The organism is Candidatus Marifrigoribacter sp. Uisw_064 (assembly GCF_047730175.1).
GTDB lineage: Bacteria > Bacteroidota > Bacteroidia > Flavobacteriales > Flavobacteriaceae > Marifrigoribacter.
This window is the reverse complement of the sequence record NZ_CP159833.1, coordinates 1,728,965-1,749,076: the sequence shown is the minus strand read 5'-3', so window position 1 is coordinate 1,749,076 and position 20,112 is coordinate 1,728,965. Positions and strand designations below refer to the sequence as shown.

Here is a 20,112-nt window from a genome sequence, read left to right as displayed (position 1 = left end):
ATTTTATAAAATTTAATATCTTTACAAAAAGCCGAAATCCATTGGAATTATTAGACATTCGCATCATAGACATCGTTGATATTGTACTAGTTGCACTCCTATTGTATTATATCTACAAATTAGTGAAAGGAACCGTTGCTATCAATATTTTTATAGGTATTGTAATAATATACGGCGTTTGGAAACTTACTGAATTGCTTGAAATGGAATTATTTAGCAAGATACTTGGTGGGTTTTTAGGCGTAGGAATGTTTGCCTTAATTGTTGTATTTCAACAAGAAATTAGAAGATTTCTACTAATGTTAGGTTCTACTAATTTTAGTGCTCGCAAAAAATTCATTAAACAATTTCGATTATTATCCAAAGAAAATGAAGTTTCTACTAATGTTGCAGCAATCGTTAAGGCTTGTAAAAAAATGGGGGAAAGTAAAACGGGTGTCTTAATCGTTATTGAAAAAAATAACAGCCTAGATTTTGTAAAGAACACAGGAGATAAAATGAATGTAGAAGTTAATCTACCCATTTTAGAAAGTATTTTTTATAAAAACAGTCCTTTGCATGACGGAGCCATAATTATAGAAGAAAATTTTATTACCGCTACTCGAGTAATTTTACCTGTATCTAATGATCTTAAAATCCCTTCTCGATTTGGATTACGTCATAGAGCAGCAATAAGTATCACGGAAAAAACAGATGCGATTAGTTTAGTTGTTTCTGAAGAAAATGGTCAAATTTCATATTTAAAAGACGGAGATTTTGTTCACTTTGAAAACCTTGAAGAGTTGCACAACCTTATAGAAAATGATTTGTCTTAATTGATTTTCACTAGATACTCTCTTCTGCCATGAATTGGACTTCATAAAGGTTTTTATAATACCCACCTTGTTTTTTTAGCAGCTCTTTGTGAGCACCCATTTCAACAATTTTACCAGCATCCATCACAATTATTTTGTCTGCATTTTTAACGGTTGCTAATCGATGCGCTATTACTATGGAGGTTCTTCCTTTGGTAATTTTATCGGTAGCAGATTGAATCATTTCTTCTGAATAAGAGTCTATTGAAGAGGTTGCTTCGTCTAAAATTAAAATGCTTGGATTACTTACATATGCTCTTAAAAATGCTATTAATTGTCTTTGCCCTGATGATAACATTACGCCTCTTTCCTTTACGTTATAATTATAATCATTCGGCAATGACATAATAAATTTATGCACTCCTATTTCCTTAGCAGCATGTATGGTTTCTTCTTCAGAAATAGATTCATCATTTAGCGTGATATTATTAAAAATGGTATCTGCAAATAAAAATACGTCTTGCAATACAACTGCTACATGACTTCGCAATGATTTTAAAGTATACTCTTTAATCGATACATTATCAATTAAAATATCACCCCCATTTAATTCATAGAATCGAGATAATAGATTAATTATTGTGGATTTTCCTGCGCCAGTAGAACCTACAATTGCGACAGTTTCTCCTGGCTCCACATTAAAAGAAATTCCTTTAATTACTTCCTCTCCTTCAATATAGGAGAAATCCACCTCTTTAAATTGGATTGCACCCGTGGTGTTCAACAATTCTTTTGTTCCTGAATCATCTATATGAGCTTTTGTATCTAAAACATTGAAAACACGTCTTGCAGCAACCATTCCCATTTGTAGTGTATTAAACTTATCTGCAATTTGTCGAAGCGGTCTAAATAACATTTGTGATAACTCAATAAAAGCTACGATGAGTCCTAACGTAATTACACCACCTTCAGCTGCATTTAAACCACCATACCATACGACTAAACCAATCGCAATTGATGAGGACATTTCAGCAATAGGGAAAAATATAGAGTTGTACCAAACTGTTTTTACCCAAGCTTTTTTATGCTTTTCATTGATGGCTTTAAACAGTTTATATTCTGTTTCTTCACGTGTAAAAATTTGCACTATTTTCATACCCGTAATTCGTTCTTGTACAAACGAATTTAAATTAGAAACTTGCAATCGCACTTCTTCAAAAGCAACTTTCATTGCTCTCTGAAATATTCTCGTCGCGTATAAAATTACAGGCAGTATGGAAAATACGATCAAAGATAAATGCCAACTTTTATATAACATAAACCCAATAATCATCCCCATTTTTATAAGGTCACTAATAATCATAAATAGTCCTTGACTAAAAATACTAGAAATAGTTTCTATATCATTTACGGCTCTTGTTGTTAGTCTTCCTACTGCGCTAGTGTCATAATATTTCAGTTTAAAGCTCAACATCAGCTTAAAGAGTTTTAATCGAATGTCTCTTATTACATGTTGCCCTAACCAGTTTGCAAAAAAGATAAAAGAAAACATAAACAATGCTTCTAATATTAATGCAGAGATCATTAATAGGATATAAAGCAATAAATTTTCTCCATCTAAAGGAACAATAGAATTATCAATGGTTATTTGCAATAAATAAGGACGCACTACGCCTAATGCAGACATGATAACGGCAGCAAAAGCAACATAATAAAATGTAAGACGATACGCATTGGTGTATCCCAATAATCTTCCAAAAAGCTTAAAATCGAATGCCTTACCTGAATCTGCCATACTATTCCCTAAAGACTAGGGATTTTATTTAATGTTTAATTTATTATTTCAATAGATTGTATTAGGGTATTTTATTTTAGTAAGAAAAAGTCCTTGAGCTGGAGCAGAAGCACCTGCTTTTGTTCGATCCTTACTTTTAATAATTTCATGAAAATCTTCTAATGTCGTTTTTTGAAAACCTACATTTAACAAGGTTCCTACAATTGCTCTAACCATATTTCGCAAAAAACGATCTGCTGAAATAGTAAATATTAGCTGAGAATTTTCTTCTTTCCAATACGCTTCATTGATACTACAAAAATACGTTTTTACATCGGTATTTGATCTTGAGAAGCATTGAAAATCTTTATAGTCCAATAATATTTTTGCAGCTTCATTCATTAATGAAACATTCGGTTTTTGATGAATTAAATAAGATGTTCCTTCTGAAAATGGATTTTTCTGAAGTGAAATAACATATTCATACTCTCTTTTTAGAGCATCAAATCGGGTGTGAGCTTCTTCTTGTACTTTAAAAACATCTTGAACTGAAATATCTTTCGGAAGAAAAGAATTTATTCTGAAAATAAAGTTTGAAAAATTTTCAATACTATTTCCATTATAATCAAAGTGTGCAAACATTTGTTTCGCATGAACTCCAGCATCTGTACGACCGGCTCCTGTTACTTTAATTTCTTTCCGAAGTATGGTAGATAATGTTCTATCTACAACTTCTTGAACAGAAATAGCGTCAGGTTGAACCTGCCATCCATGATAATTTTTTCCGTTATATGCTATTTCTATAAAATATCGCAAGGATTCTCTTATTTTTGCTGAGCAAAGATACACAAAGCTATGCTTGAAAAATTTCTTTGATTCTTAAAGAACTGTGAAAAAAATATTACTTCTTTCCGACACACATAGTTATATTGATGAGGCTATTTTAAAACATGTAAGTAATGCTGATGAAGTTTGGCATGCAGGTGATATAGGCGATTTAAATGTGACTGATACTATTAAAAAACTAAAACCACTACGCGCTGTTTATGGGAATATTGATGATGCTGAAGCTCGATTAGAGTTTCCTTTACATCAACGTTTTCTATGCGAACAAGTTGATGTATGGATTACTCATATTGGCGGGTATCCTGGAAGGTATAGCCCAGCAATAAGAGAAGAAATATACGCAAATCCTCCCAAATTATTTATCACAGGGCATTCACATATTCTAAAAGTAATGCCTGATAAAAAAAGAAGTTTATTACACATGAATCCAGGTGCTATAGGCACTCATGGATTTCATAATGTTAGAACCATGCTTCGCTTTGAAATTGATGGTTCAACCATTCAGAATTTAGAGGTGATTGAGTATAAGAGATAGCTGTAAGCTGTAAGTGAAAATAAAACATGAAGGCAATGTGACAAAATTTCTAAAAAAAAAACATTAATTTCTAGGTTCAGAATTTCAACATTTTATCAATTAAAAAACCCTAAAAGGTGGCATCCTTTTAGGGTTTCAACTAATATACTAAGATTCGGTTTATCGCAACCTATCGACAGATTTTACAAGGTCTTCATCCCTTTTGATGGCTTTATTGGCCAACACTAAAAAAACGATAGAAATGATGGGAAGTAACACCCCAATACCCTTCTCAGAAACTAAAGTCTCTCCGGATAAGGTTAGTGATCTGTATACGAAAACTCCCAGTAATACAAAGTTTAATATGATACTCATGCGATCTAGCACAAATTGTAGCTTACGCTTTTTAAAATTTAAAATTGAGAACAACGACAAAGCAATAGATCCATAAATTAAACCCATTATTAAAGGTTCGTTTTGATGAATTATTATAGTCCCAGCTTCATCTTTAATTACAGGAAACCATAAATATAAGGCTCCCATAATTAGGATTGAAATTAATATATAAACAGTTTGTATGCGTTGTAACATGTAATACTATAATTATAGATTGCGAAAATAGGCTTTCTTTTTAAAAAATTAAATACAAAGTTTAATTTATTGTTGTATAATTGCAGTAACAATACGTAACCAATTCAAATAAGGTTACTTAGTCTTCAACTTAATTATCCAATTTATTTTTCTTCAAAACAAAAAATTGAATCGAATAAAATTTAACTCATATAACAGTACATGTTAGAAATTTCAGAATTAAAAACAAAGAAGTTACCTGAATTACAGGAACTCGCTAAAGCTTTAAAAGTACCTAAATACAGAAGCTTAAAAAAATTAGACTTGGTATATCAAATTTTAGATTATCAAGCTGCAAATCCTACAGCAGTTAAAGCTGTATTAAATGTAGAGGAAAGCTCAAAACCTGTTGAAAAACCTCTAGCTTCTTCTGAAAAGAAAGAAGAGCCTCAAAAACAGACGCAACAACAGCCTAATCAACAAAGAGTAAACCGTCCAAGAAAACAAAGAGTTGATCCTCGCAATCAAAATGATTCTAAAGAAGTCGATTCTAATAAGAAACCTGAGAGCGTAGAACCTCAAGAAGTAAAAGAATCTCAAGAAGTAAAAGAATCTCAAGATCCGAAAGATTCAAATAATAATAACCCTGAGGTTAAAAAAGAGGAAACCAAAAGACCAAGACCTAACCCAAGAAAACAGGAAGCTAATCCTCAAGCTAAAAAAGAAGAGAACAAAGGACCAAAACCTGCCCAGAATAAGCAGGAAAATAAACCGAGACATCAAAACCAACCTAATCAACATAAAGGAAAAGACGGAAATAAGGACACTAGAAATAGATACAGACAGCCAGATTTTGAATTTGACGGGATCATTGAAAGTGAAGGTGTTTTAGACATCATGCAAGATGGATATGGTTTTTTACGTTCTAGTGATTACAATTATTTATCATCTCCAGATGATATTTATGTGTCACAATCACAAATAAGATTGTTTGGCTTAAAAACAGGAGATACTGTATTAGGTCAGGTTAGACCTCCTAAAGAAGGAGAAAAATATTTCCCTTTAATTAAGGTGAATAAAATAAATGGGCAAAATCCAAATGTAGTGCGTGACCGTGTTGCATTTGAACATTTAACTCCTTTATTCCCTGAAGAAAAATTTAACTTAGCTGAAAAGCAAGCAAATATTTCAACACGTATTATTGACATGTTTGCCCCTATTGGAAAAGGTCAACGTGGTATGATTGTTTCTCAACCTAAAACAGGTAAAACAGTTTTATTAAAAGATATAGCAAATGCAATTGCTGCGAACCATCCAGAAGTATATCAAATAATTTTATTAATTGATGAACGTCCTGAAGAGGTTACAGACATGCAACGTAATGTACGTGGCGAAGTGATTGCTTCAACCTTTGATAAAGAAGCAGTAGAACACGTTAGAATAGCAAATCTTGTATTAGAAAAAGCAAAACGTTTGGTAGAATGTGGGCATGATGTTGTTATTTTATTAGATTCAATTACTCGTCTTGCAAGAGCATATAATACAGTGCAACCCGCAAGTGGTAAAATATTAAGTGGTGGTGTAGATTCTAATGCTTTACATAAACCGAAACGTTTCTTTGGTGCTGCACGTAACATTGAAAATGGAGGATCGTTAAGTATTATTGCTACGGCACTTACTGAAACAGGATCTAAAATGGACGAAGTTATCTTTGAAGAATTTAAAGGGACAGGTAATATGGAGCTTCAATTGGATAGAAAAATATCTAACAGAAGAATATTCCCTGCAATTGATCTTACTTCATCTAGTACACGAAGAGATGATTTATTATTGGGTGAAAAGAACATTCAACGTATGTGGGTATTGCGTAAATACTTAGCAGACATGAATCCTGTGGAAGCAATGGAATTCATTAATGATCGTGTAAAACAAACTCGAAATAATGAAGAGTTTTTAATGTCTATGAATAGATAAAATAATATTTATATATATATAAAAAGCCTAACACTCTGTGTTAGGCTTTTTTTTGATTAACACCCCTCTAAAAGAAACCGATATACCTTCAACTTCAAAAATTAATCTTTGGATATTTTGATTGTATACTTACAATTTTGTGTTCTATACTTTTCAAAAATTTTTGATACTCTAAACTTTCTTTATTAAACGGCTTGTGTAGTAAACCCCTTTGTATTGTGGAAATTTCTTTCTGAATTTCATGGGTACTTGAAGAAACCCATACCTCTTTAAATGCTTCCCATATAATTGAAATAGCAGTATTATTGGGGTGAATTAAATCTTCTTTATAAAAACGATAGTCTCTAAGTTCATCCATCATTATTTCATATGACGGAAAATAATAGATTCTATTTTTAGATAAAACCTCCTTATGTAACCCTGTTATTAGCTGTGCTTTACTTCGTGTATTCTCCAATAAACCGTCTTTAATATGCCGAACAGGAGAAACAGTTGTAATTACATTAACTTCTGAATTAACCGATTGTATTAAGATTATTACATTATCAATACTTGCTGAAATATCTTCTTCGGAAAGGAGTTCTTTCAAGAATTTTTTCTGTGGTACTTTATAGCAATTTGCTACAATTGAGTCTGTTTCAATAAATCGGTATACCCATGAAGTTCCATAGGTGAATATAATATGTGAAGCTGATTTTATATATTCATTTAATTGAATTAATCTTTCATTCAATATTCTTAAATATACCTCTTTTTCAATTACTGAAAGCGCTGAATGAGCCTCAAAACAACACCACTGTTCATTGTGATAAAAGATATCATCTTCTGTAAAATAGGTCTCGTTAATTGCTCTTGTTACAAGCGTTTCGATTGCAATAGGGTGAAAACTAATTCCGAAGGGATTAACAAGATGCTGAAATTTAAAATAGTCAAACTTTTCGCCAATATTGGTTGCAAAGCAAGAACCCAATAATAACACTTTTGAAGCATAGTCAATTTGATGCTTCTCTGGTTGAAGTGCTATTTTGGTTTGCAGCTTTATCATTACAATATATAGGCTTTTGCATTATCTATAGCCTCATTAATTCCTGATGGGTTTTTACCTCCAGCCGTTGCAAAAAACGGTTGACCTCCTCCGCCACCCTGAATAAATTTACCTAATTCTCTTACTACCTTTCCAGCATTTAATCCTTTTTCTTCTACTAGTTCCTTAGAGATATAGCAGGATAGTAAAGCTTTTCCATTTTGTTCCGCAGCAAATAATATAAATATATTTGAAGCTTCACCGCCTAACTCAAAACTTAAGTCTTTCATTCCAGCAGCGTCAATATCTACTTTCTTGGCTAGAAAATTAATACCGTTGATTTCTTCAAATTCATTCTTTAAATCTCCTTTTATGTTTTTAGCCTTATCTTTCAGTAATGACTCAACTTGCTTTTTCAACGTAACATTTTCATCTTGTAAAGCACGTAAAACCTTAACAGGTTCTTTGGTGTTATTTAGCAAATCTCTCATTTCAAAATAAGCCCTGTTATTTTCAAAATAGAAGTCTTTAACTGCATCGTTTGTAATTGCTTCAATCCTTCTAATTCCGGATGCAATTGCACTTTCAGAAACAATTTTAAAATGCCAAATATCTGCAGTGTTTTGAACGTGCGTTCCTCCACATAATTCCATTGATTGACCAAAACGAATCGTACGTACTGTATCACCATATTTCTCTCCAAATAATGCCATAGCACCCTCTTTCATCGCTTGTTTAATAGGTATACCTCTCCCTTCTTGTAAGGGTAATTTACCTGCGATCCTTGCATTTACAAAATTCTCAACATCTCTTAATTCCTCTACCGTTAGTTTAGAAAAATGTGAAAAATCAAAACGTAAGTATTTAGAGTGTACCGCAGAACCTTTTTGCTCAACATGATCTCCTAAGACTTCACGTAATGCCTGATGCAATAAGTGTGTTGCTGTATGGTTACATTCAGTTCTAGAACGTTGTTTAGTATCAACTACTGCTTTTAAAACCTCATCACGATGCTTCGGTAAATTTTTAGTAAAATGAATAATAAGGTTGTTTTCCTTTTTGGTATCTAATATGTAAACTACATCGCCATGTTCATCTTCTAAATAGCCTTTATCACCAACCTGTCCACCTCCTTCAGGATAAAATGGTGTTATATTGAAAACAAGCTGATACATTTCACCATCTTTTTTAGAAACCACTTTACGGTAACGTGTAATTTTTACATGTGCTTCTAGTGAATCGTAACCAATAAACTCTTCAACTTCATCATGGTGTAGAATTATCCAATCATCCGATTTTAATTCTGATGCTTCACGACCTCTACTTTGTTGTTCTTTAAGTGAATTATTAAATTCTTTAGTATTATAAGTAAATCCTTTTTCACGAAGAATAAGGTCAGTTAAATCTTCTGGGAAACCATAGGTATCTTTAAGTTCAAACACTTTAGATCCAGATATTTCTTTTGTTTTTGAGCTCTTAATTATTTTATCTAAAAGCACCAAACCTTGATCTAAGGTTCTTAAAAAAGAGGATTCTTCTTCTTTAATAACATTTTCAATCAGCTGTTTTTGAGTTTTTAATTCAGGAAAGGCAACTCCCATTTTTTCACTTAAAACACTAACCAATCGATATATAAATGGTTCTTTTTTATCTAAGAAAGTAAATCCATAACGTACCGCTCTTCTAAGGATTCTTCTAATTACATATCCTGCACCTGTATTACTTGGTAATTGTCCATCGGCAATTGAAAATGCAACCGCTCGTACATGATCTGCAATCACTCGTATTGCTATATCTATCTTTTCATCGGTACCATATTCAGTATTGGTAATCGTTTCAATCTCACGAATTATGGGTGTAAAAACATCCGTATCGTAATTAGATTTCACCCCTTGCAATACCATACATAGGCGTTCAAAGCCCATTCCTGTATCTATATGTTTATTTGGTAGATTTTCTAAGGTACCATTTGCTTTTCGGTTGTATTGCATAAATACAAGGTTCCAAATCTCAACTACATGAGGATGGTCCATATTAACTAATGACTTTCCGTCTACTTTTTTCTTTTCTTCTTCGGAACGAATATCTACATGTATTTCACTGCATGGACCACAAGGACCTTGCTCTCCCATTTCCCAGAAGTTATCTTTTTTATTCCCCATTAAGATTCTATCTTCAGGAATAATTTGCTTCCAGAAATCATACGCTTCTTGATCCATTGGCAGCTTATCGTCATCATCACTTCCTTCAAAAACAGTTACATATAGTATGTTTTTATCTACACCATACACCTCTACTAATAACTCCCATGCCCATGCAATTGCTTCTTTCTTAAAGTAATCTCCAAAACTCCAATTCCCTAACATTTCAAATAAGGTATGGTGATAAGTGTCATATCCTACTTCTTCTAAATCGTTATGCTTTCCAGAAACACGCAGGCACTTTTGAGTATCTGTTAATCTGGTATTTTTAGGCACTGCATTTCCGAGGAAATATTCTTTAAAAGGGGCCATTCCCGAATTAACAAACATAAGGGTGGGATCATCTTTCAAAACCATAGGAGCAGACGCAACTATGTCATGAGATTTTGATTCAAAAAAGCTTAAAAATTTGGAACGTATATCCTTAGAATTCATCTGTTAATTTTTTAATAAAATAGCACCTTAGGTAGAAGCGTAAACAATTTCTATATTTGTAAATCGTTTACAAAATAATTAACGCTAACTATCATCGTGCAAAAATAGGATTTTTTAACGTATGTCTAAAGTAAAATATTACTACGATAGTGAAACACTTTCGTACCGTAAAATAGAATATAAAAAAGGTAGAAAGTTTAGAATTTTCTTTCTAAGCCTTTTAGGAATGTTATTAAGTGGTTTTTTGTTACTTCTTTTATACATCAACATTCCTTATATCGAAACTCCAAAAGAAATTGCTTTAAAAAGAGAATTAAGCAATATGGAACTTCAGTTCGAGCTACTTAATAAAAAAATGAAAGAAGCTGAAATAGTGCTGTCAGAAGTTGAAAGGCGTGATAATAACATATATAGGGTCTATTTTGAAGCAAATCCGATTCCAGAAGAACAAAGAAAAGCTGGATTTGGTGGTATAAATAGATACCGAGACCTTGAAGGGTTTGACAATTCTAAATTAATAATCTCCACAAGTAAAAGAATTGATATCTTAACAAAACAGATTGTGGTACAATCTAAATCACTTGATGAAATTGCAAAATTAGCAGAAGAAAAAGAAAAACTTCTCACTTCAATTCCAGCGATTCAACCTTTACGAAACGAGGATTTAACAAGAATGGCTTCTGGTTTTGGTTATAGAACCGATCCATTTACGAAAGCTAGAAAAAAACACTGGGGAATGGATTTTACTGCACCTAGAGGAACCCCTGTGTATGCAAGTGGTGATGGCAAGGTGATTCAGGCAGATAATACTGCTTCAGGATATGGGAAACACATTCGTATTGACCATGGATATGGATATATTAGTTTATATGCACATTTATATAAATACAATGTTAGAAAAGGAAATAAAGTAAAAAGAGGTGATCTTATTGGATTTGTAGGAAGTACTGGAAGGTCGGAAGCTCCTCATTTACATTATGAAGTTTTTAAAGACAATGAACGTATCAATCCTATTAATTTTTACTACGGAAACTTAAGTCCGGAAGAATTTGCCGAATTATTAATAATTGCTGAACAAGAAAACCAATCTCTAGACTAATGCATGTAGATCTACCTGAAAAAAGATATTATAATATTGGTGAAGTAGCTGAAGCATTTTCAGTAAACACCTCATTAATACGTTTTTGGGAAAAGGAGTTCGACGTATTACAGCCTAAAAAAAATGCAAAAGGCAATCGAAAATTTACACCAGAGGACATTAAAAACCTGGAGTTCATTTATCATTTGGTAAAAGAACGAGGTTTTACACTCGAAGGTGCAAAAACTCATTTAAAGGAAAACAAGCAAAAAACGTATGATCGTTTTGAAATCATCCGAAAATTAGAAACGGTAAAATCTGAATTACTTAAAATAAAAGAGAATTTATAAACGCAAACAAATGTTGATTTGTTGAATCGTTTAATCCGTTATTAAAATCAAGCACCGTAGTATAAAAAATACTAGAAATTTCACTACTGACTATTGATTAAGCAAAACTATTTCTTTCTAATATAAATCGTTACCGGTACTCCGTGAAAATTATATTTCTCTCTTAACTTATTTTCTAAAAAACGCTTATACGGTTCTTTTACATACTGTGGTAAGTTGGCGAAAAAAGCAAAACTAGGATAAGGTGTTGGCAATTGTGTACAATACTTAATTCGTACATACTTCCCTTTTATTGCAGGTGGTTCATATGCTTCAATAATACTAAGCATTGTTTCATTTAGCTCACTTGTTTTAATACGCTTGGTTCTATTTTTAAAAACCTCAACAGCACTTTCAATAGCCTTAAAAATACGTTGCTTGTTTAATACAGAGATAAAAACAATCGGCACATCAATAAAAGGTTCACATTCTTTTCTGATTATTTTCTCAAATGCATTCACACTCTTATGATCCTTTTCAACTAAGTCCCATTTGTTTACTAAAATGATGACTCCTTTGTTGTTTTTATGTGCTAACCAAAATATTTTTTGCACTTGGCCATCAAATCCTCTAGTGGCATCTAATACTACAATAACAACATCACAATGTTCAATGGCACGAACACTACGCATCACTGAATAGAATTCTAGGTCCTCTTTTACTTTACTCTTTCTTCTAATTCCTGCCGTATCTACCAGATTAAATTCGAATCCATAACGATTGTAATAGGTATCAATACTATCTCTTGTGGTACCTGCAATATCAGTTACAATATATCTTTCTTCACCAATTAGTGCATTGATAAAAGATGATTTCCCTGCATTCGGTCTTCCCACTACCGCAAATCTTGGCAAGGAAGTTACATTTTCATGGTTTATATCTTCAGAGTCAGGTAATTCTTTTACTAAATCATCTAATAAATCGCCTGTACCACTTCCGTTGATACTCGACATGGTATAATAACGATCAAATCCAAGAGAATAAAACTCAACAGCATCACCCTCTCTTTTAGAACTATCTACTTTGTTTACTACTAAAAATACAGGTTTGTTAGACTTCCGAAGTAATTTTGAAACATCTTCATCCATTCCTGTAACTCCGCTTTCAACTTCAGTCATAAAAATAATTGCATCCGCTTCATCGATTGCCAATTCTACTTGTTTATCGATTTCACCTTCAAAAACGTCATCACTTCCAACCACATACCCTCCTGTATCAATTACAGAAAATTCTTTACCATTCCAATCACTCTTTCCGTAATGACGGTCACGAGTAACACCGCTCACTGCGTCAACAATGGCTTCACGGCGTTGGATCAAACGATTAAATAATGTAGATTTTCCTACATTGGGTCTCCCTACAATAGCAACTATACTCATATTTTTTTAATTGTTTGCAAATGTAGTGTTTAGAGTTTGAAGAAAAAACAGTACATTGACTTGATTTTTTATTTATGCTTCGGAAAAAAATGAAGTCATCTTAGGTCCTCGGTTTTCTAAAGAATTAAAACAAACTGGACTTGTACAAATACATGAATTATATACCTTTATGAATTAGGTAATACACAAAGAATAAATTCCTTATTTATTATAGCCAAAACGTTTTAACTGACGGTCGTTACTACGCCAATTTTTATTCACTTTTGCTACTAATTCGATATGGACTTGCTTTCCGAAGAACTTTTGTAAATCCCTTCGAGCTTCAACACCTACCCGCTTAATGGCAGTTCCTTTATGCCCAATAATAATTCCTTTTTGAGTTTCACGTTCTACCATGATGATGCTTCGGATGCGAATAATTTCATCTTCCTCATAAAACTCTTCCGTTTCAATTTCTACGGAATAAGGAATCTCTTTTTTGTAATGCATGAGTATTTTTTCGCGTACAATTTCATTAACAAAAAATCGCTCAGGCTTGTCCGTTAATTGATCTTTCGGATAAAAAGCAGGTGATTCTGGCAGTAATTTTATAATCTCTTGAAACACTTCTTGTACTCCAAAATTTTCTAGGGCTGAAATAGCAAACATTTGGGCGTTTGGCACTTTCTCTTGCCACAGCTTCATAGATTCAGCTAACAATTCTTCGTTCCCTTTGTCAATTTTATTGATCAATAATAATACAGGAATCTTTGCATTGGTTATTTTACGGAGGAAATCTTCATCTTTTAAATCTTTTTCGCCCAACTCTACTAAATAAAGCAACACATCGGCATCTTCGAAAGCAGATTTCACAAAACTCATCATGCTTTCTTGTAATTCATAGGCAGGTTTAAGAATCCCAGGCGTATCACTTAATATCATCTGAAAATCTTCTCCATTCACAATACCCAAAATACGATGGCGAGTGGTCTGTGCTTTCGATGTGATAATTGAAAGACGTTCCCCTACAAAGGCATTCATTAAGGTACTTTTCCCCACGTTGGGGTTTCCTATAATATTTACAAATCCTGCTTTATGAGACATTTAAATTTTTGTGCAAAGATACAATAGTAAAAATCTCTTTGATTTCTTTATTCTCTTTTTTTACTTTCCAAAATGTTTCAAATCTTTTTTGCATTAATGAGATTCTGAACCAAGTTCAGAATGACAAAAAGATTATTCTTCCAGAACTTTAAATTCTTGAATCGCAGCATTGGGTTCCATAATATTATACCCTGCCCAGAAGGATGGATCGTATTGAGACAAATAATCTGCTTTCATCTTAGGATTTTCTAAAGCGCTGTCATAAGCTCCTTGAGATATTTCTTCAGAATCATAAATCACCAATTCGAATTTATTGATAGAGGTCGTTTTTATATCTAACTCTAAAGCTAATTCATTTTGCTTACGTCTTCCTTTAACAAATTTATTCTTTTCAATAACACTTAAAGGGCGATCTACTCCAAATACACTTCCACTTTCTAATTCGATGTACTTAGGGCTATAGGTCCCTTTTCCATTTTTATTGAATAACATCTTTCCTCTAAACAAATTGTGACGGTAACTAATGCCTAACAAACCAAATTTCTTTAAGGGACGTACATTGTTAAACTCTACACGCATAATCGCGAAGTCTTCTGTATTGACATACATCACCCCTTCAAAATCTTTCCTCCCTTTAGGCTCAAAGCGTATAATGTACACAGACTCTTCATCTATGAAGGTATAATTATCTAAGGTAAATTCGTATCGATTGGACTTTGTTAACATGTCTAGTTTAGAATCTTCATGAAAAAAGAGTTCTTCATACATCCAAGAAATGTGGTCCTTGACTTTTTCCTGAAAGATCTGATCATCGGTATTTTCAACTTTTACTTTGGCATCTTCATCTTTTTCAGCAATTAATAAAGAATCTAACTGAACTTTAGTGCCAAACCAACCCGATTTTATTTTTAAATATGAATTTGGTTTTACATTGTCTTTAAAGATCTTCTCCATTTTTTCTGAAAGCCCATCCATAGAAACATCTGCGTTCTTATCATATAATTCAGCTCCTTTATCCACAAACAATTTATGGTTGCTATAATCGCCATAGAAATCGCCCACGGCTTCGCGGTAATATTCAGACTTTCTAGGAATTAACCCTGCAATACTATCGATGAGGTTTTTATCTAATTCTTCTATAGTAGACTTCACAAATTCGATTCCTACTTTTTTCATCTTATTAAGATCTGACTGTCTAAAAAATATTTTCTTTTTTGAAAGATTTACCGCATAATTGGCATCTATATTTTCTTTTACTAACGCTATAATCTCCTCTGCAGAATAATTATTTGTAGATAAAAACACACTTTTAAGTTCAAAGGGTTTGGAAGTTAATGTTATCAACCCTTCTGTCATGTTCTCAATTAAAAAACCTTTGGTTTCAAATCCCATAGAGGAAATAAAAATAGAATCTTTTAGTTTGGCAACCTGCGATTCTTTTAAGGTAAATTCTCCTTCTTCATTGGTAATGACCCCGCTGTGTTTTCCGGTTTGCACTGTGGCATAGGAGATAGGATCTCCTGTTTTTTCATCTACTACTTTTGCTGAAAAGGATTGAGATTGCGCTATCGCTGAAATGAATAATATACTAAAAGTAGTTATAAAAAGTAATGCTCTGTTCATGTTAATTTGTTTCCGTTGATGGGATAAATGTATGTGTTATGAAGACGAATGATGGCATGATTTGTTACATTTATCTTGCTTTTAACGTTGTGTTTGGTTTGTTTTAACTTTATTTTTTTTCCATTACTTTTTTCCATTGCTAAAAAATTCTAATCATTTCCCCTTCTATCTCTTTTAAAGTTAAACGAATTGAAGTCAATTCAATAAGCTCTTGTCATTCCGTGCTTGACACGGAATCCATTTTACAAATAATTAACATCATGATGAATCCTGAATCACTTCGACAAGCTCAGTGCAGGCAAGTTCAGGATGACAAGAAATTTGAATAGTAGGACGGTTTTAGTCCTTAGTTTATTTTTTATATTTGCAAATATTATTACACAATGGGTAAAAAAGGAAAAGAAAAAAATACGCAAAACAAGGCCAAGCATACCAAGTTGATGAATCGTAAAAAGAATAAATTAAAGAAGGAACAAACTACCCGAAAAGAACGTTTGAAGGCGATTATTAAGGGAGCAAATACTCCTGATACACTAAAACAATAGCTTTTTTTATTCAATTAATTATAAAAAAGGGAAATACTAAATAGGATTGTTCCATAAAAAACAACTAGTATTGTAAGTGTTAAAAAAACAAAAAATGTTAAAAAAAATTAGATTCCCCTACCTCGCAATCCTTCTAATCATTGTATTTAACTCCTGTGAGTCTGACAATGATCCTATTACAAACGAATCTGAATTTATAAGCCCAGATCAATTTAATTCGGAAGTTGTGGTACGTTGGTTTAATCTAATTAAAGTACTAACCACAGAAACCGCTGGTTATACACCGCCTGTAGCGGCAAGAGCATTTGGATATACTGGCGTGGCTTTATACGAATCTACCCAAGTAGGCATGGCTAATAAAACATCATTATCAGGTAAATTAAACGGGTTAAATTTAGAAACCACTTATATGGATGGTTTAGAATACCACTGGCCAACCGTTGTTAATTCAACCTTAGCAAGTATGACCAAATATTTTTACTCTAATGCTTCGCCTAGTAACTATACGAGTATTCTTGACTTGGAAACTGAATTTAGCGATCAATTTTTAAATGATACCGACAGCGAAGTAATTAACCGGTCTATTGTATTTGCTCTTAATTTAGTAGATGAAATTTTATTATGGGCTTCAACTGATGGTGGTTTTGAATGTCAATTTAATAATTTTCCTAGTGAGTACGAACCTCTCCCAGGGGTTGAATTTTGGAAGCCAACCGCTATAGACCAACAAGCGTTACAGCCGTATTGGGGAGATAATAGACCCTTTATAACGCTTAATGTTGAAAATACCACTCCAGCAGATCCTCCAGCGTATAGCACTGATACTAACTCTATCTATTATATAAGAGCACTTGAGGTATATGATGTCGTAAATAATGCTACACCGGAACAAATTGTTATTGCTGAATTTTGGTCGGACGATCCACAAACTTCTGCGACACCTCCTGGACATTCTATCTCTATTCTCAATCAACTAATTAATGACAATAATATCGATCTATTTGCTGCTTCTGAGGCATTTGCAAAATTAGCTGTTGGTATTAACGACGCTTTTATTTCTTGCTGGAAAGTAAAATACACCACAAATTACCCACGTCCCGTTACGGTTATTAATAATCAGATTGACGCAAATTGGGGGACAATTTTAGAGACTCCACCCTTTCCAGAATACACCTCAGGTCACTCGGTACAATCTGGCGCTCTTGCAAAAATTTTAACTTCCATATTTGGCGAAGACTATAGCTTTACAGATCGTACACATGAAGACCGAACAGATATTGATGGAACACCCAGAGATTATGACACCTTTTATGATATGGCAGAAGAAGCTGCTATTTCGAGATTATATGGCGGAATTCATTTTCAGGAAGGGATCGACCTCGGGCTAATTCAAGGCTATCAAATAGGTGAAAATGTAATTGATATCTTTGAAAACTAACCTCTTATTAATAGGTGAGTCGAAGACGAAGTGTTTACAAAAATAGCTGTTATTAGTATATCTCTTTTGTTTGATGCTTTTGTTTGATGTTGAAGCGAAGGGTTTGTTTTTATTTTCATTCAGTTTTTATTAAAAAAAATACCCCACCTATTCCGCCTAAGCAGAATGAAGTGGGGATAGATTTTAAAATTACACTTTTTTTTGAATTAATCCTCCCATCCACATAAGGTTCTTCCAAAATTTTTAGCATCGCTTAAAGTCACTTCTTTAATGCTTCCTTTGCAATTAGACAGGCCTCTACACTTATTTGTATAATGGTATTTTTTACTGTACTTCCCTGTACAGATATATACTTCGTTGGGGATATATGAGTATGAAGTAAGGAATATAAAGGCAATGGCAGTAAAAAATATTTTTAAGGGTTTCATATTATCAACTGGGGTTTTTTTAAATATGATACAATTTACGTTTTTATGTAATGATAAAAATCATGCTATTGTTTTTTTGACTTTTTATAATTTTTCTTTTTATTGTCCCGCCACACCCATGGTGCTATTGCTGTTGGGTCTTGCCACAGGCCAATTTTCTTTTTTCTAGCTTGATCTTCTAGACTTTGTAAGATTGGATCCTTTGAATATTTTAGGTAATGCCAAGCGAAACCATTTTTGACGAGTTGGTGATTTAAATTTAAAGAATCTCCATAAAACACATTTGCTATCAATCGTCTGTATCGGTCTTTTTTTAACACCTCTACTTGTACTGTTTTACTGAAAATAGCTTCGGAAACAAACTGTTTTGCTTGTTTTGAAAAGGCTTGTTTTTTTTCTGGACAGTCGATGTTTGCCAATCGGACTCTATGAACAATGGAATCGTTGGTAAGGAGCTTGAAGGTATCGCCATCTGTAATAGCGATTACTTTGCCTGTGATGGTTTGGGCTATTGTTATAGAAGTAACAAATAGCAATAAAATAAATAGATTAAATTGTCTAGGGTTTTTTAGCATTTATTTAATTAAAAGTTGAATATTATGTTGCTGTTTTAATTTTCATAAGTTTTTCCGTTTGTAGACCATAAATATAGTGTCTCTGAATAACCAAACCTGAATATTTCTTTTTCTTCATTATGTTGATTATAACATTTGTTATGAAACTTTTTTAATTAATCATTGGGAAAGAGAAAGTCATGTATTTCAATAATTGTACTTCTTCTTATTTGCACCAAATCATTCGTTTCCTTCAAATAAATACCTAAAGAGCGTTCATTATATATTAATTTTAAATCCTGAGAATAGTCTGTAACCACATACATATCGCCCTTCAGTTTATAAAACGGAATTACTAGTTTACTTTTAATTTTTACACCTTTGTTAACTACATTACCTGTTTCAAGGGTTACTTTAATCTGCTCCATGTTAGTTTCATTAGAAGCAACTTTTACATAAGCTACCATCATGTTCATCCACTCGGTATCATCTATAAAAAACCATCGTATTTTGTTAAAATTGATACCGTATTCACTAATCCATCCATGGCTTGTAAAACCGAAAAGTACTCTTTTTTTGCCATAAGTAATTTCATCATCTGAGGGTTCAAATTCTCTGATTTTAAATGTAATTACAGATACAGATGACATATCCTTTAGTTTTTTCCCTTTGAAATCTAAGGTCCTCACATAGAAACTCGTTAACTCTGGGTGATTGGACAGTAACCATTCTGTGGCGGTCAACTCTGCTTGTTCCTTCATGCTTTCAACTGCAGCTATTCCAGCTCCAATTGCCAAAACACCCCCAATTACAGCAGCTGCAGCAGCTCCATCGTTTTGGGCATTTGATTTAGGAATTAAAAGGGTGATAAGTAAAACAAATAGGGTGATTTTTTTCATTTGGTTCGTTTTTAATGAAAGTTGAAATTGACTCTTTATTTATTATATTTATTTTCACCTGTAGACCATAAATAAAAAGTTTCTGAATAATTAAACCTAACTATTTCTCTTTTTTTAATGGGTTTTGCAACTTTGGCAAGAATAACACCTCTTCCCAAAAGCGATACTCCAGTTCCTGATTTTTCCAAAACTCCATCAGCGGATGAAATGAAATCTAAATTCAAATTTATACCGCTTCTCCAATAAACAATAGTAGCACCTTCAGGTATTGCTCCAATGGGTTGAATTACAAAAATTCCACAGAACAACCTAAAGAAGGTTCCTACTATAAAAATTCCAATTAGAAATTTTAATACTATTGACTTCATAATGTCTCTTTATTTACATCCATTTTTATTGCAACTTATTTTTTCACTTGAGCTTACCCAATGATCTGAATTCTCATTTGTATTAAAGCCACACCCTGTAGTTCCACCTTTTTGTCCTTTATAAACTTCTGCTGTTGGTGTATGTTTAACTGCCATGATAATATGTTTTAAAATTATACCACTCCAAACTTAATCA

Annotated in this window: 20 protein-coding genes; 7 read left to right on the top strand and 13 right to left on the bottom strand. The window is 32.8% G+C overall.

Going from position 1 to position 20,112, the window contains the following annotated elements; genetic code table 11:
• Window positions 1-41: 41 nt before the first annotated feature.
• Complete coding sequence (locus ABXT64_RS07885) at window positions 42-815, top strand: diadenylate cyclase (protein ID WP_443632386.1); 774 nt, start codon at window positions 42-44, stop codon at window positions 813-815.
• Window positions 816-825: 10 nt separating this feature from the next.
• On the opposite strand, the gene ABXT64_RS07880 is transcribed toward ABXT64_RS07885, so the two are convergent.
• Window positions 826-2,589 (bottom strand): ABC transporter ATP-binding protein, encoded by a 1,764-nt coding sequence (locus tag ABXT64_RS07880; protein WP_443632385.1) that lies wholly within the window; start codon window positions 2,587-2,589, stop codon window positions 826-828.
• Window positions 2,590-2,637: 48 nt separating this feature from the next.
• The gene (gene truA / locus ABXT64_RS07875) at window positions 2,638-3,384 is read right to left on the bottom strand and encodes a tRNA pseudouridine(38-40) synthase TruA (protein WP_443632384.1); all 747 of its coding nucleotides are present in this window, start codon (window positions 3,382-3,384) and stop codon (window positions 2,638-2,640) included.
• A gap of 73 nt (window positions 3,385-3,457) precedes the next feature.
• Between truA and ABXT64_RS07870 the strand changes: the two genes are divergently transcribed.
• On the top strand, window positions 3,458-3,949 hold the full coding sequence (locus ABXT64_RS07870; protein WP_443632383.1) for a metallophosphoesterase family protein: 492 nt from the start codon (window positions 3,458-3,460) through the stop codon (window positions 3,947-3,949).
• A 159-nt stretch (window positions 3,950-4,108) separates the two neighbouring features.
• Here ABXT64_RS07870 and ABXT64_RS07865 read toward each other — a convergent pair whose 3' ends face one another.
• Window positions 4,109-4,519 (bottom strand): DUF4293 domain-containing protein, encoded by a 411-nt coding sequence (locus ABXT64_RS07865; protein WP_443632382.1) that lies wholly within the window; start codon window positions 4,517-4,519, stop codon window positions 4,109-4,111.
• Between the two features lie 201 nt (window positions 4,520-4,720).
• Here ABXT64_RS07865 and rho point away from each other — a divergent pair, with 201 nt between their 5' ends.
• A complete protein-coding gene (gene rho / locus ABXT64_RS07860) occupies window positions 4,721-6,472 on the top strand; it encodes a transcription termination factor Rho (protein ID WP_443632381.1) in 1,752 nt (583 codons plus the stop codon).
• 94 nt (window positions 6,473-6,566) lie between these two features.
• Here the strand turns inward: rho and ABXT64_RS07855 are convergent, their stop codons facing one another.
• Window positions 6,567-7,517, bottom strand: a complete 951-nt coding sequence (locus ABXT64_RS07855; protein ID WP_443632380.1) for a GSCFA domain-containing protein — start codon at window positions 7,515-7,517, stop codon at window positions 6,567-6,569.
• A complete protein-coding gene (gene alaS, locus ABXT64_RS07850) occupies window positions 7,517-10,132 on the bottom strand; it encodes an alanine--tRNA ligase (RefSeq protein WP_443632379.1) in 2,616 nt (871 codons plus the stop codon). The genes ABXT64_RS07855 and alaS overlap by 1 nt, the downstream gene beginning before the upstream one ends.
• Before the next feature lie 121 nt (window positions 10,133-10,253).
• On the opposite strand from alaS, the gene ABXT64_RS07845 reads away from it, so the two are divergent.
• Both ABXT64_RS07845 and ABXT64_RS07840 read left to right on the top strand, forming a co-directional pair.
• Window positions 10,254-11,231, top strand: a complete 978-nt coding sequence (locus ABXT64_RS07845; RefSeq protein WP_443632378.1) for a M23 family metallopeptidase — start codon at window positions 10,254-10,256, stop codon at window positions 11,229-11,231.
• Complete coding sequence (locus tag ABXT64_RS07840; protein ID WP_443632377.1) at window positions 11,231-11,560, top strand: MerR family transcriptional regulator; 330 nt, start codon at window positions 11,231-11,233, stop codon at window positions 11,558-11,560. The genes ABXT64_RS07845 and ABXT64_RS07840 overlap by 1 nt, the downstream gene beginning before the upstream one ends.
• Before the next feature lie 107 nt (window positions 11,561-11,667).
• Here the strand turns inward: ABXT64_RS07840 and der are convergent, their stop codons facing one another.
• The 3 genes from der to ABXT64_RS07825 all read right to left on the bottom strand — a co-directional run bounded on the left by der (window position 11,668) and on the right by ABXT64_RS07825 (window position 15,684).
• The gene (gene der / locus ABXT64_RS07835) at window positions 11,668-12,978 is read right to left on the bottom strand and encodes a ribosome biogenesis GTPase Der (RefSeq protein ID WP_443632376.1); all 1,311 of its coding nucleotides are present in this window, start codon (window positions 12,976-12,978) and stop codon (window positions 11,668-11,670) included.
• Window positions 12,979-13,179: 201 nt separating this feature from the next.
• On the bottom strand, window positions 13,180-14,061 hold the full coding sequence (gene era / locus ABXT64_RS07830) for a GTPase Era (RefSeq protein WP_443632375.1): 882 nt from the start codon (window positions 14,059-14,061) through the stop codon (window positions 13,180-13,182).
• Window positions 14,062-14,193: 132 nt separating this feature from the next.
• Window positions 14,194-15,684, bottom strand: a complete 1,491-nt coding sequence (locus ABXT64_RS07825) for a carboxypeptidase-like regulatory domain-containing protein (protein ID WP_443632374.1) — start codon at window positions 15,682-15,684, stop codon at window positions 14,194-14,196.
• A gap of 383 nt (window positions 15,685-16,067) precedes the next feature.
• Between ABXT64_RS07825 and ABXT64_RS07820 the strand changes: the two genes are divergently transcribed.
• The gene (locus tag ABXT64_RS07820; protein WP_443632373.1) at window positions 16,068-16,229 is read left to right on the top strand and encodes a hypothetical protein; all 162 of its coding nucleotides are present in this window, start codon (window positions 16,068-16,070) and stop codon (window positions 16,227-16,229) included.
• Window positions 16,230-16,323: 94 nt separating this feature from the next.
• Complete coding sequence (locus tag ABXT64_RS07815; protein ID WP_443632372.1) at window positions 16,324-17,667, top strand: vanadium-dependent haloperoxidase; 1,344 nt, start codon at window positions 16,324-16,326, stop codon at window positions 17,665-17,667.
• 206 nt (window positions 17,668-17,873) lie between these two features.
• Here ABXT64_RS07815 and ABXT64_RS07810 read toward each other — a convergent pair whose 3' ends face one another.
• The 5 genes from ABXT64_RS07810 to ABXT64_RS07790 form a co-directional block, all read right to left on the bottom strand.
• Window positions 17,874-18,095, bottom strand: coding sequence for a hypothetical protein (locus ABXT64_RS07810; RefSeq protein WP_443632371.1), 222 nt, complete (start codon window positions 18,093-18,095; stop codon window positions 17,874-17,876).
• A 65-nt stretch (window positions 18,096-18,160) separates the two neighbouring features.
• The gene (locus tag ABXT64_RS07805; RefSeq protein ID WP_443632370.1) at window positions 18,161-18,670 is read right to left on the bottom strand and encodes a thermonuclease family protein; all 510 of its coding nucleotides are present in this window, start codon (window positions 18,668-18,670) and stop codon (window positions 18,161-18,163) included.
• A gap of 155 nt (window positions 18,671-18,825) precedes the next feature.
• Window positions 18,826-19,548, bottom strand: a complete 723-nt coding sequence (locus tag ABXT64_RS07800) for a hypothetical protein (protein WP_443632369.1) — start codon at window positions 19,546-19,548, stop codon at window positions 18,826-18,828.
• A 35-nt stretch (window positions 19,549-19,583) separates the two neighbouring features.
• Window positions 19,584-19,916, bottom strand: coding sequence for a hypothetical protein (locus ABXT64_RS07795; protein ID WP_443632368.1), 333 nt, complete (start codon window positions 19,914-19,916; stop codon window positions 19,584-19,586).
• 9 nt (window positions 19,917-19,925) lie between these two features.
• Window positions 19,926-20,072, bottom strand: coding sequence for a hypothetical protein (locus tag ABXT64_RS07790; RefSeq protein WP_443632367.1), 147 nt, complete (start codon window positions 20,070-20,072; stop codon window positions 19,926-19,928).
• Window positions 20,073-20,112: the final 40 nt, after the last annotated feature.